General features: G+C 76.2%; 2 protein-coding genes. Both read right to left on the bottom strand.

The annotated features are described in order from the left end of the window. Positions 1-2: 2 nt before the first annotated feature. Positions 3-6,635 carry an SDR family NAD(P)-dependent oxidoreductase gene (locus ACTWQH_RS25440; protein ID WP_443289066.1) on the bottom strand — a complete coding sequence of 2,211 codons (6,633 nt, stop codon included), beginning with the start codon at positions 6,633-6,635 and terminating at the stop codon, positions 3-5. 12 nt (positions 6,636-6,647) lie between these two features. Continuing rightward, entirely contained in the window at positions 6,648-17,897 is an 11,250-nt protein-coding gene (locus ACTWQH_RS25435; protein ID WP_443289080.1) for a type I polyketide synthase, read from the bottom strand. Position 17,898 lies beyond the last annotated feature (1 nt).

Genomic DNA, 17,898 nt, shown 5'->3' with positions numbered 1-17,898 from the left:
CGTCAGGACTCATCGCTTCGCAGGGCCACGTTCACCAGCTGCTCCAGGTCCATCGAGGCGATGTCGGCCGCGTCCTCGCCCGGGGCGGCCCCGGCGTCCTCGGCCGTCGCCTCGCCCAGCCGCAGCAACGCCTCCAGCAGGCCGGCCTGCTCCAGGCGCCGCAGCGGGATGGTCGCCAGCATCTGCCGGACCTGGCTCTCGTCGGCCTGACCGGCGGATCCCGCCTCCGTGGGCTCGGAGGGCTCCGGGGGAGCCGTGGGCCTCGTGGGCTCCGTGGGCTCCGTGGACTGCGCGGAGTCCGTCGGCTCCGGGGCTCCGGCGGGCGGCGCGAGCTGCGCGCGCAGGTGCTGGGCGAGCGCCTGCGGGTGGGGGAAGTCGAAGACGAGCGTGGCGGGCAGCCGCAGGCCGGTCGCGGCGGCGAGCCGGTTGCGCAGCTCGACGGCGGTGAGCGAGTCGAAGCCCAGCTCCTTGAACGTCCGGTCGGGCGCGATCTCGTCGGCCGAGTCGTGACCGAGGACGGCCGCCATCTGCGCGCACACCGCGTCCAGCACGTAGCCGTCGCGCTCGGCCTCCGGCAGGGCGGCGATCCGCTCCGCCAGCGACGGGCCGCCCGAGGCGGCGGCGCCGCTGTCGGCCACCCGCCGGCTCCTGGCGCGGCCGGCCGCCGCCCCGCCCCGGGACGCGGCTGCCTGCCGGATCGGGATCAGCAGCGCCTCGCCGAGGGCGTGCGAGCGGTCGAGGAGCGCCAGGGCCTGCTCGGTGGACAGCGGGAGCATGCCGGCCTGGGCGATGCGCTTGAGGTCGCCGTCGTCCAGCTGACCGGTGAGGCGGCTGGTCTCCTCCCACATGCCCCAGGCCAGGGACTGGCCGGGCAGCCCGTGGGCCTGGCGGTGCTGGGCCAGGGCGTCCACGAAGGCGCTGGCGGCGGCATAGTTGGCCTGCGCCGGGTTGCCGTTCACGCCGACGACGGAGGAGAACAGGACGAACATCGCCAGGTCGGCGTCCCGGGTGAGCTCGTGGAGGTTCCAGGCCGCGTCGGCCTTCGGGCGCAGCACCACGGCCAGCCGCTCGTCGGTCAGCGCGTCGACCATGCCGTTGTCGAGGACACCGGCGCAGTGCACCACGCCGGTCAGCGGGTGTGCCGCGGGGATCCCGGCCAGCACCTCGGCGAGCCGGCCGCGGTCGGCGACGTCGCAGGCCTCGATGGTCACGTCCGAGCCCAGCTCGGCGAGGTCGTCCCGCAGGGCGGCGGCGCCTGGGGCCTCGATGCCCTGGCGGCTGGTCAGCAGCAGGTGGCGTACTCCGTGGCGGGTCACGAGGTGGCGGGCGACCAGGGCGCCCAGGGTGCCGGTGCCGCCGGTGACCAGGACCGTGCCGTCCGGGTCGAGGGTCCGGGGGTGGGTCAGCACGATCTTCCCGACGTGCGCGGCCCGGCTCATGAGGCGGAACGCGTCGCGCGCCCGGCGTATGTCGAAGACGCGCGCCGCCGGGTGGCTCAGCCCGCCGTCCCCGAAGCGGCCCAGGATCTCGGTCAGCATGCGGCCGATGCCGTCCTCGCCCGGTGCTCCCAGGTCCAGGACGTGGTAGCGGACACCGGAGGCCGTCGCGGCGAGCTGTTCGGGATCGCGGAGGTCGGTCAGCCCCAGCTCGATGAACCGGCCGCCCTCGCCGAGGAGGCGGAGGGACGCGTCGGTGAACTCGCCGGTGAGGCTGTTGAGGACGACGTCGACGGCGGGGAAGGCCTCCTCGAAGGCGAGGTCGCGGGAGGAGGCGCGGTGGTCGGCGTCGATGCCCATGGCCTCCAGCACGTGGTGCTTGCCGGGGCTGGCGGTGGCGTACACCTCGGCGCCGAGGTGGCGGGCGATCTGCACGGCCGCCGTGCCCACGCCGCCGGCCGCGGCGTGGATGAGGACCTTCTCGCCCGCCGTGAGGCCGGCGAGGTCCACCAGCCCGTGCCAGGCGGTCACGAACGCGATGGGCACGGCCGCGGCCTGCTCGTCGCTCCAGCCGGGCGGGACGGGCACGAGGGTGCGGGCGTCCGCCACGGCGGTCGAGCCGAAGGCGCCCTGGAACAGGCCCATCACGCGGTCGCCGACGGCCACCGAGGTCACGTCCCCGGCCGCCTCGACCACCACGCCCGCGCCCTCGCTGCCGCGGAACGCCGCGTCGCCCGGGTACATGCCGAGCACGATCAGCACGTCGCGGAAGTTGACGCCCGCGGCGCGGACGGCGAGGCGGACCTGGCCGGGCGCCAGTGGCTCCGGCTCCTCCTCCGCCGCCGCCAGGCCCACGTTGTCCAGCGTGCCGGGGCCGGTGACGTCCAGCCGCCACCGGGGCCCGTCGGGGAGGGCCAGGGTGGCGTCGCCGGGGGTGACGGGGACCAGGCCGGGGGCGCGGACGGTCCCGTCGCGGACGACGATCCGCGCCTCGCCGGATGCCACCGCGGCGGCGGCGGCATCCGGCAGCTCGTCCCCGTCCAGGTCCACCAGCGCGAGCCGGTCGGGGTGTTCGGACTGTGCGGAGCGGATCAGGCCCCACACGGGGGCGTTCACCAGGTCGGCGACGTCCTCGCCCTCGGCGGCGGCGACCGCGCCCCGGGTGACCACCGCCAGCCGCGAGGCGGCGAACCGGTCGTCGGCCAGCCACCGCTGCACGGTGTGCAGCACCTCCCCCAGCCGGCGGCGCACCGCGCCGGGGATGCCGGCGGCGTCGGCGGCGTCCGTGGAGGAGTCCTCGGAGGCGGCCTCGGGCGCCGGGTCGCACGGCAGCAGGGTCACCGGCGGGAGGGGGAAGCCCTCGTCCACGGCGGCGGCCAGCGCGTCCAGGTCGCGGAAGCCGCGCGCGCCGTAGCGGGTGGGTGCGGCGCCCGCGCCGACCGCGGCCCACGCGGCGGCGAGGCCGGCGCCGGCGTCCGGCTCGGTCCCGGGGCGGGTCAGGGGGGCGTACGCCACGCGCAGCAGCGAGGCGCCGCCCTGGCCGGCGGCGTCGTGGAGCTGTGAGGCGTCGAACGGCCGCGCCACCAGGGAGTCGATGGCGAGCACCGGGTGTCCCGAGGCGTCGGTGGCGCGGACGGACAGCGCGTCGTCGCCGGCGGGGGCGAGCCGCACGCGCAGCAGTTCGGCGCCGGAGGCGGCCAGCGACACGCCGTTCCAGGCGAACGGCAGCGCCATCCGGCCCTGGCCGCCGCGCACCTCGGGCAGGCCGCTGGGGTGCAGCGCGGCGTCCAGCAGGGCCGGGTGGATGCCGAACGCGGCGGCCTGGCCGCGCTGTTCCTCCGGGAGGACGACCTCGGCGAAGATCTCGGTCTCGCGGCGGTAGACCGCGCGCAGGCCGCGGAAGGAGGGGCCGTAGCCGTAGCCGCCCTCGGCGAGCCGGTCGTAGCAGCCTTCCACGGACACCGGCTCGGCGCCCGCGGGCGGCCACTGGGCGAGGTCGAACGGCTCGCCGGCCGGGCCGGGCGCCAGCGTGCCGCTGACGTGCAGCACCCACGGCTCGTCGGTCCCGGCGGGGCGGGCGTACACGCTCAGCTCGCGGCGGCCGTCCGCGTCGGGGCGGCCCACCACGAGCTGGAGGTGGACGCCGCCCTGCTCGGGGAGGACCAGCGGGCTGGCCAGCACCAGTTCCTCCAGCAGCTCGCAGCCCACCTCGTCGCCGGCCCTGATGGCCAGCTCCACGAACACGGCGCCGGGCACCAGCACCGCGCCCGCGACCGCGTGGTCGGCCAGCCACGGGTGGCTGTCCAGGCCGAGCCGGCCGGTCAGGACGACCTCGTCGCCTTCGGCGAGGACGGTGACGGCCCCCAGCAGCGGGTGGGCGGCCGGCGCGAGGCCGAGCCCCTCGGGGTCGCCGGCGCCGTCGTCGGTGGCGTACAGCCAGAAACGCCTGCGCTGGAAGGCGTAGGTGGGCAGGTCGGCGGGGGTGGTGCCGTCGGGGAACACCCGGTCCCAGGCGACCGGGACGCCGTGGACGTGGGCCTGCGCCAGCGCCGTGAGGAAGCGGTCCCAGCCGCCCTCGTCGCGGCGCAGGGTGCCCAGCGCGGTGGCGTTGACGCCCGACTCCTCCATGGTCTCCTGCAGGCCGATGGTGAGGACGGGGTGCGGGCTGCACTCGATGAACACGCTGTGCCCGTCGTCGAGCAGCGCCTGGGTGGCCTGGTCGAGCCTCACCTGCCGGCGGAGGTTGGTGAACCAGTAGGTGGCGTCCATCTCGGTGCCGTCGATGCGGCGCCCGGTGACGGTCGAGTACACCGGGACGGAGCCGGTCCGCGGCTCGATGCCCGACAGGGCCTGGAGCAGCGTGTCGCGCAGCGCGTCGACGTGGGCGCAGTGCGAGGCGTAGTCCACGGGGACGCGCTTGGCGCGCACGCCGTCGGCCTCGTAGCCCGCGAGCAGCTCGTCGAGGGCGTCGGCGTCGCCGGAGACGACGGTCGAGGAGGGGCCGTTGACGGCGGCCACGCTCAGGCGGCCGTCCCAGCGCTCCAGGTGCTTCTCGACCCGTTCGGCGGGCTGCGGCACGGAGGCCATGCCGCCGCGTCCCGACAGCTCGCGCAGGGCCTGCGAGCGCAGCGCCACGACGCGGGCCGCGTCCTCGACCGACAGCACGCCCGCGACGCAGGCGGCCGCGATCTCGCCCTGGGAGTGGCCCACGACGGCCGCCGGTTCCACGCCGTGGGAGCGCCACAGCTCGGCCAGGGCCACCATCACGACCCACAGCACGGGCTGCACGACGTCCACCCGCTCCAGGGCCGGGGCGCCCGGCTCGGCGCGCAGCACCGACTCCACGCTGTAGTCGGTGTACTGCTCCACGGCGTCGGCGCAGCGGCGGAAGTGCTCGGCGAACACCGGGGAGGCGTCGGCGAGCGCGAGGGCCATGCCGAGCCACTGCGAGCCCTGGCCGGGGAAGACGAACGCCGTCTCGCCGGGGCACGGCGCGCCGGTGACGACGTGGCCGGCGGGGTTGCCCTCGGCCAGCGAGTCCAGCCCGGCGAGGAGGGCGTCGCGGTCGGTGGCGACGACGGCGGCGCGGTGCGACTGCGGGGCGCGCGTGCCGGCCAGGGCGTATCCGACGCGGGTCGGGCTGGTGTCCGGCCGCTCGGCGAGGAAGTCCCGCAGCCGGGCGGCCTGTGCCCGCAGCGCCGCCTCGCCGCGCCCGGAGACCAGCCACGGGATCACCGGCGCCTCGGCGGTGCCGGGCCCCTCGGCCTGCTCCCCGGCCTGCTCTCCGGCCTGCTCTCCGGCCTGCTCTCCGGCTGCGGGCGGCGGGGCCTGTTCGAGGATGACGTGGGTGTTGGTGCCGCTCATGCCGAAGGAGGAGACGCCGACCCGGCGCGGGTTGCCCGTCTCCGGCCAGGGCCGCTCCTCGGTCAGCACCCGCACGGTGCCCTCGGACCAGTCCACCTTGGGCGTTGGCTCGTCCACGTGCAGGGTGCGCGGCAGCACGCCCTCCCGCAGGGCGTGCACCATCTTGATCACCCCGGCCATGCCGGCGGCGGCCTGGGTGTGCCCGATGTTGGACTTGACCGAGCCGAGCCACAGCGGGCGGCCGTCCGCGCGCCTGCTGCCGTAGGCGGCGATCAGCGCCTGCGCCTCGATGGGGTCGCCCAGCGAGGTGCCGGTGCCGTGCCCCTCGACCACGTCGATGTCGCGGGGGGTCAGCTGGGCGTCGGCCAGCGCCTGGTGGATGACGCGTTCCTGGGCGGGTCCGTGCGGCGCGGTCAGGCCGTTGGAGGCGCCGTCCTGGTTGATCGCGGTGCCGCGGATGACGGCCAGCACCGGGTGGCCGTGGCGTTCGGCGTCCGCCAGGCGTTCCACGAGCAGGACGCCCGCGCCCTCGCCGGGGCCGAAGCCGTCGGCGGCGGCCGCGTACGCCTTGCACCGGCCGTCCGCGGCCAGGCCGTTCAGCTTGCTGAACTCCAGGAAGGTGCCGGGCGTCGGCATCGCGCACACGCCGCCGACCAGCGCCAGGGAGCACTCGCCCTTGCGCAGCGCCTGGACCCCCAGGTGCAGGGCGACCAGGGAGGAGGAGCAGGCGGTGTCGACGGTGAAGGAGGGGCCTTCGAGGCCGAAGGTGTAGGAGATGCGGCCCGACATGGAGCTCGACCCCAGGCCGGTGGCCAGGTAGCCGGCGACGTCCTCGGGCGCGTGGGCGGCGTTGCCGCCGTAGTAGACCGTGCTGCCGCCGACGTAGACGCCGGTCTGGCTGCCGCGCAGGGTGGATATGTCGATGCGGGCGCGCTCGACGGCCTCCCAGGAGGTCTCCAGCAGCAGGCGCTGCTGGGGGTCCATCGCCAGCGCCTCGCGCGGGTTGATGTCGAAGAAGTCGGCGTCGAAGTCGGCGAGTTCGTGCACGAAGCCGCCCTCGCGCACGTGGCTGGTGCCGACCTCCCTGGAGTCGTTGAACATGCTCAGGTCCCAGCCCCGGTCGTCGGGGACGGGGGAGACCACGTCGCGGCCCTCGGCCACCAGCTCCCACAGGGCCTCCGGCGTGTCAGCCCCGCCCGGGTACCGGCAGGCCATGCCGACGATCGCGATCGGTTGCCGGTCCCTGGCCTCCACCTCTCGGAGGCGCTGCTGGGTGTCGTGCAGGTCGGTCGCCACCCGCTTGAGGTAGTCGACCAGTTGTTCCTGGTTCGCCATGGCGGTCCTCTTTCAGGCCATTCCCAGGTGGGAGTCGATGAACTGCAGCACTTCGTCGGCCGAGGCGTCCTGGAGCCGGTCCCCGACGCCGTTGCCGTTCCCGGCGGCGGGGTTCTGGCGGCACCGCGCCAGCAGCGCCTCCAGCCGGGCCGTCACGGCGTTCCGCTCCTCTTCGTCGGCGAGCAGGTCAACGTGGTCCTCCAGCCGGTCGAGCTCCCGGATCAGGACCTCGGACCCGCTCGGTCCCTGGGAGACCAGCTGCTCCCGCAGGTGCTCGGCGAGCAGCGCGGGGGTGGGGATGTCGAAGACGAGGGTGGGGGGGAGCTTGATGCCGGTGGCCTGGCTGAGCCGGTTGCGCAGCTCCACCGCGGTCAGCGAGTCGAACCCGATCTCCTTGAAGGGCCGCGCCGGGTCGACCGCGCGGGAGTCGCCGAGCCCGATCACGGCCGCCACGTTGCGGCGTACGAGCTCCAGCAGGGTGCGGCTCTGCTCGGCGGCGGACATGCCCGCCAGGCGCTCCGCCATCGACGAGGCGCCGCCGGATTCGGGCCGCGCCGCCGCGGTGGCGCGGCGGGCGGGTGCCGTCCTCACCAGGCCGCTGAGGATGCGCGGCAGCATCTGGGCGCCGGCGAGGTTCCGCAGCGCCTCCAGGTCGAGGTGGGCGGGGAACAGCAGGCTCTCGGGCCGCTGCCCGGCCGCGTCGAACAGGGCCAGGCCCTCCTCGGACGACATGCCCCGGACGCCGGAACGCTCCATGCGGGCGATGTCGCGCTCCTCCAGGGCGCCGGTGATGCCGGTGGTCCGCTCCCAGTGGCCCCAGGCGAGCGACTGGGCGGGCAGCCCGGCGGCGCGCCGGTCCTGGGCGAGGGCGTCGAGGAAGGCGTTCGACGCCGCGTAGTTGCCCTGGCCGGCGGCGCCGGCCGGGCCGCCCGTCGAGGAGAACAGCACGAACGCCGCGAGATCCTCGCCGAGGGTCATCTGGTGCAGGTTGACCGCCGCGTCCACCTTGGGCCGCAGCACGGCGTGCAGCTGTTCGGCCGTCAGGGAGGGCACGGTGCCGTCGTCCACCACGCCGGCGGCGTGGATGACGGCCGTCAGCGGGTGCTCGGCGGGGACGCCCGCCAGCAGCGCCGCCAGGGACTCGCGGTCGGCGGCGTCGGCGGCGGCGATGGTCACCTCCGCCCCCAGGGCGGCCAGTTCCTCGCGCAGCGCGGCCGCGCCGGGCGCGTCGGCGCCCCGCCGGCTGGTCAGCAGCAGGTGGCGGACGCCGTGGGTGCTGATGAGGTGGCGGGCCAGCATGCCGCCGATCGTGCCGGTGCCGCCGGTGACCAGCACCGTGCCCTCGGGGTCGAGGGGCGCCGGCAGGGTCAGCACGACCTTGCCGGCGTGCCGGGCCTGGCTCACGTGCCGGAAGGCCTCGGGGGCGAACCGCAGGTCCCAGGTGCGGAGGGGGAGGTGACGCAGCTCGCCCCGCCGCAGGAGGTCCACGACCTCGGCGAGGACGGCGCCCGGCCGCTGCGGGCCGGTGCCGGTGAACGCCTGGTAGCTGACGCCCGGGTGGGCGGCGGCCACCTGTCCGGGATCGCGGATGTCGGCGCCGCCCAGTTCCACGAACCGGCCGCCGTCGCGCAGCAGGCGCAGCGAGGCGTCCACGAACTCCCCGGCGAGGGAGGCGTGGGCGTTCAGCACCACGTCGACGCCCCGGCCCCCGGTGGCGGCGCGCACCCGCTCCTCGATGTCGGGGGCGTGGGAGGGGGCGAGGTGGTCGTCGTCGAGGCCGAGGGCGCGCAGGGCGTTCCACTCGCTCTCGCCGGCGGTGGCGAAGACCTCCGCCCCCCGGTGCCGGGCCACCTGCACGGCGGCCATGCCGACGCCGCCGGCGCCCGCGTGGACGAGCACCACGTCGCCCTCGCGGAGCCGGGCCAGCTCGGTGAGGCAGTGGGAGGCGGTGAGGAACGCCAGGGGCACGGCGGCGGCGCGGGCGTAGGACCAGCCGTCGGGGACGGGAACGACGCTGCCCTGGTCGGCGACGGCGAGCGGTCCGAACGCGCCGGGGAAGACGCCCATCACGCGGTCGCCGGGCGCGAGCCCGGTGACGCCGGGTCCGGTCTCGACGACGACGCCGGCTCCCTCGCCGCCCAGGGCCTCGCGCTCCGGGCCGGCAACCGGGCCGGTAAGGCTGCCCTGGTGGGCGAGGACGTCCTGGAGGGTGAGGCCGGCGGCCCGCACCGCGATGCGGACCTGGCCGTGCTCCAGCGGCCCGGTCGCCTCGGGACGGGGCACCGGGGCGAGGCCGTGCGCGGAGTCGGGGCCGGTGGCCTCCAGGCGCCAGCCGGGCAGGTCCGGCGGGGTGAGGGCGGTGTCCCGGCCGATGCGGGCCACGCGCGGGACGACCACGCGGCCGTCGCGCACCGCCATCTGCGGCTCGCCGTCCCCGAGCGCGACGGCGAGCGCGCCGGGCAGCGGCGCCGCCGCCTGGCCGGAGCCTGCGGCACCGTCCAGGTCGACCAGCACGAGCCGGTCCAGGCTCTCGATCTGCGCGGAGCGCACCAGGCCCCACACCGGGGCGTGCACCAGGTCGGTGACGCCCTCCCCGGCGGCCGTCGACTGGGCGCCGCGGGTCACCAGCGCCAGCCGGGAGTCGGCGAACCGCTCGTCCGTGAGCCAGCGCTGGATGACGCCGAGGAGCCGCTCGGTCTCGTCGTGGACCGCTTCGGCGAGTGCGGGGTCGGCCTCGCCGGGTCCGTCGGCGAGGGGTGCGCAGGGCAGCACCAGCAGGTCGGCCAGGGGCGTGCCGTCGTCGACCGACCGGGCCACCTCGTCGAGGTCCGCCATGGTGCGGACGGGGTGCCCGGCGCGCTCCAGCGCGTCCGCGATGCCCAGGCCGTCCGCGCCCACCACGCTCCAGGAGCGGCCGGCGAGCACCTCCGTCCTGGGCTCGGCGGAGGTCCACTCGATGCGGTAGAGCGAGTCGTGCTCGGCGCCGGCCCGGCGCAGCTGCTCCGGTGAGACCGGGCGGGAGACCACGGCCTCGGCTGAGGCGACGAGGTAGCCCGAGGAGTCCGCGACGCTCAGGGACACCCCGTCGCCGTGGGGCGCCATGCGGACGCGGAGCGCGGAGGCGCCGGTGGCGTACAGCGACACGCCGCTCCAGGCGAACGGCAGCAGCATCTGCCCGCCGCCCCTCCCGACGCCGCCGGCCTGGAGCGCGGCGTCCAGCAGGGCGGGGTGCAGGCCGTACCTCTCGGCGTCGCCTGCGAGTTCGTCGGCGAGCGCCACCTCGGCGTACATCTCGTCGCCGCGCCGCCAGGCGGCCCGCAGGCCGCGGAACGCCGGGCCGTAGGCGTAGCCCGCCTCCTCCAGCGCGTCGTAGTGGCCCTCCAGGGGCAGCGGCTCGGCGTTGGCCGGGGGCCACTGGGCGAAGTCGACGTCGGAGTCGTCCGGGCGGGCGCCGGTGGTGAGGGTGCCGCTCGCGTGCCGCGTCCACGGCCGGTCGGCGTCGTCGCCGCCGGCGGCGGGACGCGCGTGGAGGGAGAAGGCGCGGCTGCCGTCCTCGCCCGGCGCGGAGACGACGAGCTGGAGCTGGAGGGCGCCGTCCTCGGGGAGGACGAGGGGGGCTTCGAGTACCAGCTCCTCGACGCGGTCGCAGCCGACCTCGTCGCCCGCGCGCACGGCCAGGTCCACGAACGCGGTGCCGGGCAGGAACACAGCGCCGGCCACGGAGTGGTCGGCCAGCCAGGGCTGGCTGGTGGTGGAGATCAGGCCCGTCAGCACGACCTCCTCGCTCTCGGCGACCCGCACGGCGGCGCCGAGCAGCGGGTGGCCGGCGGAGGCCAGGCCCAGGCCCCGGACGTCGGCGATGCCGCCGAGGGTGGCGGGGTCGATCCAGAAGTGCTGGTGCTGGAACGGGTAGGTGGGCAGGTCGACCAGGGGCGGGCGGGTGGCGTCGGCGTCGATGCCGAACCACGCCTTCCAGTCCACCGGCAGCCCGGCGGCGAACGCCTGGGCCAGGGCCCGCGCCAGCTGGCCCGGGCCGCCCTGGTCGCGCTGCAGGGTGGGCACGGTGGCCACCGGAACGCCCGTCGCCTGCGCGGTGTCCTGCATCCCCAGGCTCAGCACCGGATGGGGGCTGGCCTCGACCAGCACCCGGTACCCGTCGGTCAGCAGCGCCTCCACCGCGGCGGCGAACCGCACCTGGCTGCGCAGGTTGGTCACCCAGTACGCCGCGTCCAGCGTGGTGGTCTCCACGCGGCCGCCGGTCACCGCCGAGTAGAACGCCACGCCGGTGCCGAGGGGCTTGATCTCCCCCAGCAGCGCGAGGATGTCCTCGGCGATGTCGTCGACCTGCGGGCCGTGGGAGGCGTAGTCCACGTCGATCCTCCGCGCCCGCCCACCGGACGCCTCCACGGCCGCGACCACCTCGGCCACCGCCTCGGGCGGGCCCGAGATCACCGTGGCACCCGGCCCGTTGACCGCCGCGACCACGACGCCCTCGCGGCCGTCGATGGCCTCCTCGGCCTCCTCCAGGCCCACGGCCAGCGACGCCATCGCGCCCCGGCCCGACAGCACCCGCAGCGCCTGGGAGCGCAGCGCCACGACGCGGGCGCCGTCCTCGAGCGAGAGGGCGCCCGACACGACGGCCGCGGCGATCTCGCCCTGGGAGTGCCCCACCACCGCGGCGGGCCGCACCCCGTACGCCTCCCACACGGCGGCCAGGGAGACCATCACCGCCCACAGCACCGGCTGCACCACGTCCACCCGCGCCGGGTCCGCCGGGTCCTCGCCCCGCAGCACACCGGTCAGCGACCAGTCCACGAACGGCCCCAGCGCCGCCTCGCACTCCGCGATCCGCGCCCCGAACACCGGCGAGGCGTCGAGCAACTCCACACCCATGCCCAGCCACTGGCCGCCCTGGCCGGGGAAGACCAGCACCGGGCCGGCTCCGTCGCCCACCGGCTCGCCGCTGACCACGGCGCCGGACGGCTCGTCATCCGCCAGCGCCCGCAGTCCGGCGACCAGGTCCTCCCGGTCCTCGCCCACGACCACGGCCCGGTGCTCCAGGGCCGCCCGGCCGGCCACCAGCGACCAGCCGACCTCCGCAACGCCGGCGCCGGACTCCGGGGCGTACTCCGCCAGCCGCCCGGCCTGCGCCCGCAGCGCCTCGGCCGACCGCGCCGACACCACCCACGGCACCACGCCGCCCACCGGTGCCGGAGCGGGCTCGGTCGCCGGGGCCTCCGGCTCCGGCTCCGGCTCCTCGGGAACCTGCTCCACGATCACGTGGGCGTTGGTGCCGGAGATGCCGAACGCCGAGACGCCCGCCCGCCGGGGACGGTCCGCCTCCGGCCACGGCACCGCGTCGGCGAGCAGTTCGACGGCGCCGCTGTTCCAGTCCACGTGCGGCGTCGGCTCGTCGACGTGCAGCGTCCTCGGCAGCACGCCGTGCCGCATCGCCATCACCATCTTGATGACGCCCGCCACACCGGCGGCGGCCTGGGTGTGGGAGATGTTCGACTTGATCGACCCCAGCCACAGCGGCCGCTCCGCCGGGCGCCCCTGGCCGTAGGTCGCGAGCACCGCCTGGGCCTCGATCGGGTCTCCGAGGGTGGTGCCCGTGCCGTGCGCCTCCACGGCGTCCACGTCCAGCGGCGACAGGCTCGCGCTGGCCAGCGCCTGCCGGATCACCCGCTGCTGCGAGGGGCCGTTCGGCGCGGTGAGCCCGTTGCTGGCGCCGTCCTGGTTGATCGCCGAGCCGCGCACCACCGCGAGCACCCGGTGCCCGTTGCGCCGCGCGTCCGACAGCCGCTCCAGCAGCACCAGCCCGACGCCCTCGCCCCAGCCCGTGCCGTCCGCGCTCGCCGCGAACGACTTGCACCGGCCGTCCGCCGCCAGTCCCCGCTGCCGCGAGAACTCCACGAACGCGCCCGGGGTGGCCATCACCGTCACGCCGCCGGCCAGCGCCAGCGAGCACTCGCCGCCGCGCAGGGCCTGCATCGCCGAGTGCATCGCCACCAGCGAGGAGGAGCACCCGGTGTCCACCGTCACCGCCGGGCCCTCGAGCCCCAGCACGTACGACACCCGTCCCGAGGCCACGCACCCGAGGTTGCCGGTGCCGGTGTACCCCTCCATGTCGGCGCTGGAGATCCCGATGATCGACAGGTAGTCGTAGAGCGTCGCGCCGACGTACACGCCGGTGTCGGTGCCGCGCAGCGAGCCGTGGTCGATGCCGGCGCGTTCGAACAGCTCCCAGGCGGTCTCCAGCAGCAGCCGCTGCTGCGGGTCGGTCGCCACCGCCTCGCGCGGCGAGATCCCGAAGAATTCGGCGTCGAACTCCCCGGCGTCGTGGATGAATCCGCCCTCGCGCACGTAGCTGGTGCCGGGGCGGTCGGGGTCGGGGTCGTAGAGCGTGTCGAGGCGCCAGCCGCGGTCGGCCGGGAACGCCGAGATCGCGTCGCGGCCCTCGGCCACGAGGTCCCAGAGCTCCTCGGGGCTGTTCACGCCGCCCGGGTAGCGGCACGCCATCCCGACGATCGCGATCGGCTCGTCCGGCTCCCCGGCCCGGGGGGCGGCGCTCGCGCCGGCGGTGCCGGTGGCGGCCACCTCCACGCCGGAGATCTCCCCCAGCACGTAGCGGGCCAGGTCGTCCGCGGTCGGATAGTCGAAGATCAGGGTGGTGGGCAGCGGCATCCCGGCGCTGGAGCTGAGCTTGTTGCGCAGCTCGACGGCGGTGAGCGAGTCGAAGCCCATCTCGAAGAAGGGCTGCGTCGCGGGGACCGCGTCCGGCCCGGCGTGACCGAGCACGCTGGCGGCCAGGGCGCGGACGTGCTGGGTGAGTATCTGGTGCCGCTGCTCGGGGGCGGCCGCCGCCAGCTGCTGGCGCAGCGGGCTGTTCTCGGAGGGCGTCTCCCCCTCCAGCGCCTCGGCGGCCTGGGGGATCTCGGCGAGCAGCCGGCTGCGGCGCCGCCCGGCGAACGTCGCGGCGAACCGCCGCCAGTCGAAGTCGGCCACCGTCAGCGTCGTCTCGCCACGGCCGAGGGCGTCGCCCAGCACCCGCAGCGCCAGCCCGGGCGCCATGGCCGTCAGGCCCTGGTTGCGGAAGAAGGACGCCACCGCGTCGCCGGACGCCAGGCCCGTCTCGCCCCACGGCCCCCACGCCACGGACAGCGCCGGCAGGCCCTCGGCCCGGCGGCGTTCGGCCAGGGCGTCGAGATGCGCGTTGGCGGCGGCGTACGCGCCCTGCTGGCCGCTGCCCCAGCTCGCCGCGCCGGAGGAGAACATCACGAACGCCGACAGCCCGGCGTCACGCGTCAGCTCGTCCAGCCACCGCGCGCCGCCCACCTTCGCCGCCGTGACCTGCGCCATCCGGTCCGGGTCCAGGTCGCCCAGCGGCGTGTAGTCCCCGACGCCGGCCGCGTGGAAGATCCCGCGCAGCGGCTGCTCGTCCGGGACCCGCGCCAGCAGCCCGGCCACCTCGTCGCGGTCCGTGACGTCGCAGGCCACCACGTCCAGCGAGGCGCCCAGTTCCTCGATCTCCGCCGTCAGCGCCTCGGCATCCGGCGCGGCGGGGCCGCGGCGGCTGGCCACGATCACGTGGCGCGCGCCCCGCTCCGCCACCCAGCGTGCGACGCGGGCGCCGACGCCGCTGGTGCCGCCGGTGACCACGACCGTCCCGTCGATCCGCCACTCCTCGGGCGGCGCGCCCTCCGGCGCCGGGCGCAGCCGGCGCCCCAGCGCGCCCTCCGCGCGCAGCGCCACCTGGTCCTCGGTGCCGTCGGCCACCACCGCGGCCAGCCGGCCCGCGATCTCCGCGTCCATCCCCGCCTCCGCCGGGAGGTCGACGAGGCCGCCCCATCGCTTCGGGTACTCCAGCGCCGCGACCCGGCCCAGACCCCACACCTGCGCCTGGAGCGGGCTCACCGGGCCGTCGCCGCCGGCGGAGACACCGCCGCGCGTGACGCACCACACGCGGCCGCCGAAGCCCACGTCCTCCAGCGCCTGCACCAGGGCGAGCGTGCCGGCCAGCCCGGCCGGCACGTGCGGGTACTCGGGGTGTGCGGCCTCGTCGAGGCCCAGCGCGCTGATCACGCCGGCGGCCTCGGGCCAGCCCTCCGCCTCCCCCAGCCGCTCGGCGAGCGGGCCGCGCGCCAGATCGCCCGCCGCCAGGGGGAGGATCGCGCACGCCGCCCCGTGGCTTTCGAGCGCCTGGGCGACCATCGTGACCGCCGGGTCCTCGACGAGCGTCTCGGGCACGGCCAGCAGCCACCTGCCGCTCAGCCGGGGTGTCGCGTCCAGGCCGGTGACGGCGGACCAGGCGGTGCGGTAGCGCCAGGCGTCGAGCCGGGCCTGGTCCCGCGTGCGCTGGCGCCACTCCGCCAGCACCGGCAACGCCGGGCCGAGCATCCGCTGCGCGGCTTCCTCGCCCACGCCCATCGACGCTCCGAGTCCGGCGAGGTCTCCCGCCTCAACGGCCTTCCAGAAGCGCTCGTCGTCCTCGGAGCCCTTCTCCTGGGAGCCCGGCCACGTCCCGGGCTTCAGCCAGTAGTGCTGGTGCTGGAAGGCGTAGGTGGGCAGTTCCAGCACGGGCGGGGCCGGCGTGTCGGAGCCCGTGCCGGTGCCGGTGCCGGTGCCGGTGCCGTACCAGGCCTTCCAGTCCACCGGCAGCCCGGCGGCGAACGCCTGCGCCAGGGCCCGCGCCAGCTGGCCCGGGCTCCCCTGGTCCCGCTGGAGCGTCGGCACCGTCGCCACCGCGATCCCGGCCGCCTGCGCGGTCTCCTGCATCCCCAGGCTCAGCACCGGATGAGGGCTCGCCTCCACCAGCACCCGGAAGCCGTCCGCCAGCAGCGCCGCCACGGCCTCGGCGAACTTCACCTGACGCCGCAGGTTCGTCACCCAGTACGCCGCGTCCAGCGTGGTGGGCTCCACCCGGCCGCCGGTCACCGCCGAGTAGAACGCCACGTTCGTCTCGACCGGCCGCACCTGCCCCAGCAGGTCGATCAGGTCCTCGGCGATGTCGTCGACCTGCGGGCCGTGGGAGGCGTAGTCCACGTCGATCCTCCGCGCCCGCCTCCCGGACGCCTCGACTCCCGCGACCACCTCGGCCACGGCCTCCGGCGGACCCGAGATCACGGTGGAGCCCGGCCCGTTGACCGCCGCGACCACGACGCCCTCGCGGCCGTCGATGGCCTCCTCGGCCTCCTCCAGGCCCACGGCCAGCGACGCCATCGCGCCCCGGCCCGACAGCACCCGCAGCGCCTGGGAGCGCAGCGCCACGATCCGGGCGCCGTCCTCGAGCGAGAGCGCCCCGGCGACCACGGCGGCGGCGATCTCGCCCTGCGAGTGCCCCACCACGGCCGCGGGCTCGACGCCGTGGGAACGCCACAGCTCCGCCAGCGACACCATCACCGCCCACAGCACCGGCTGCACCACGTCCACCCGCGCCGGGTCCGCCGGGTCCTCGCCCCGCAGCACACCGGTCAGCGACCAGTCCACGAACGGCCCCAGCGCCGCCTCGCACTCCGCGATCCGCGCCGCGAACACCGGCGAGGCGTCGAGCAACTCCACACCCATGCCCAGCCACTGGCCGCCCTGGCCGGGGAAGACCAGCACCGGGCCCGCACCACCGGCGACCGGCTCACCGCTCACCACACCGGCCGACGGCACACTCTGGGCCACGTCCCTCAGGCCGGCCAGCAGCTCCTCACGGCTCCGGCCGACGACGACGGCACGCTGGTCGAGCATGGCCCGGCCGGCCACCAGCGACCAGCCGACCTCCGCGACGCCGGCGGCGGACTCGGCCGCGTGCTCCGCCAGTCGCCCGGCCTGCGCCCGCAGCGCCTCGGCCGACCGCGCCGACACCACCCACGGCACCACGCCGCCCAGCGGCGCCGGCTCGGCGGCGTCCACGTCCTCCGGGGGCGGGGGCGCCTCCTCCAGGATCACGTGGGCGTTGGTGCCGGAGATGCCGAACGCCGAGACGCCCGCCCGCCGGGGACGGTCTCCCTCCGGCCAGGCGGTCGCCTCCGTGAGCAGTTCGACGGCGCCGCTGTTCCAGTCCACGTGCGGCGTCGGCTCGTCGACGTGCAGCGTCCTCGGCAGCACGCCGTGCCGCATCGCCATCACCATCTTGATGACGCCCGCCACACCGGCGGCGGCCTGGGTATGGGAGATGTTCGACTTCACCGACCCCAGCAGCAGGGGCCTGTCCTGCGGCCGTCCCTGACCGTAGGTGGCCAGCAGCGCCTGGGCCTCGATCGGGTCGCCCAGCGTCGTGCCCGTGCCGTGCGCCTCCACCGCGTCCACGTCCGACGGCGAGAGTTGGGCGTTGGCCAGCGCCTGCCGGATCACCCGCTGCTGCGAGGGACCGTTCGGCGCGGTGAGCCCGTTGCTCGCGCCGTCCTGGTTGATCGCCGAACCCCGCACCACCGCGAGCACCCGGTGCCCGTTGCGCCGCGCGTCCGACAGCCGCTCCAGCAGCAGCAACCCCACGCCCTCGCCCCAGCCGGCGCCGTCGGCCGCGCCCGCGAACGACTTGCACCGCCCGTCCGCCGCCATCCCCCGCTGCCGCGAGAACTCCACGAACGCGCCCGGCGTGGCCATCACCGTCACGCCGCCGGCCAGCGCCAGCGAGCACTCGCCGCCGCGCAGGGCCTGCACCGCCGAATGAATCGCCACCAGCGAGGAGGAACACGCCGTGTCGACCGTCACCGCCGGGCCCTCGGCCCCCAGCACGTACGACACCCGCCCCGACACCACGCAGGCGAGATTGCCCGTGAGCGCATAGCCCTCCACCTCGCTGCCGGCGAGGGCGCTGAGCACCGAATAGTCCTGCGCGGTCACGCCGGCATAGACGCCCGTGTTGCTGCCCGCGAGGCTGTGAGGGTCGATCCCGGCGTTTTCGAGGGTTTCCCAGGCGGTTTCCAGCAGCAGCCGCTGCTGGGGGTCCATCGCCACCGCCTCACGCGGCGAAATGCCGAAGAAGCCCGCGTCGAACTCCCCGGCCCCGTGCAGGAAACCGCCGTGCCGCACATAACTGGTGCCCGGGCTGTCCGGGTCGGGATCGAAGAGATTCTCCAGATCCCAGCCGCGGTTGTCCGGAAACTCGCTGAGCCCCTCGCCTTCGGCCGCCACCAGATCCCACAGGTCGTCCGGGCTCTGCACCCCGCCGGGGAAACGGCATGCCATACCGACGATCGCGATCGGCTCGGGTTCCGCGGACTCCGCTTCGCGCAGACGCTGGCGGGTGTCACGCAGTTCTGCCGTCACC

The sequence above is a fragment of the Streptomyces sp. 6N223 genome (assembly GCF_052246635.1).
In the GTDB taxonomy this organism is placed as follows: domain Bacteria; phylum Actinomycetota; class Actinomycetes; order Streptomycetales; family Streptomycetaceae; genus Streptomyces.
The sequence above is the reverse complement of the archived record's forward strand: the minus strand, read 5'-3'. Positions and strand labels throughout refer to the sequence as shown.